This is a genomic window from Ulvibacter sp. 2305UL32-6, assembly GCF_058148545.1.
Genome location: NZ_JBYVKA010000090.1, coordinates 1 through 418 on the forward strand (window position 1 = coordinate 1; position 418 = coordinate 418).

At 47.8% G+C, this 418-nt stretch carries 1 pseudogene; it reads left to right on the plus strand.

Annotation, left to right across the window (positions count from 1 at the left end):
- A pseudogene (locus tag ACY2RU_RS17845) lies at positions 1-418 on the plus strand (T9SS type B sorting domain-containing protein); the annotation flags it as partial.

Genomic DNA, 418 nt, shown 5'->3' on the forward strand with positions numbered 1-418 from the left:
TCCACCAACGATCGAGACGGGCTTAGATGAGTCGCTTTATGGATTTATGTGGGAGGTCAACGGACAGCCATTGCCAGAGGTTGGTAGTTCTATTGTTGCTGTTGTAGGAGGCACCTATACGGTTACTGTTACTGAATTTGCAACGGGCTGTAGTGGAAGCTATAGTGTAGAGGTACAGCAGTCATCGCCGCCGTTAGATTTTGGTGCTGAAGTAGTTAGTGGAGCCTTTGCTGGAGAGCATGTTATAGAGGCCTTTGCTACGGGCGATGGTACATATGAGTTCCAGTTGGATGCGGGTCCTTTTCAGGAGAGTGGTACCTTTGGTGATGTACAGCCAGGGGATCATATTATCACGATCCGTGATATTTATGGATGTGGTAGTGTTGAGATTCCTGTGGGTGTTATAGATTATCCGCGG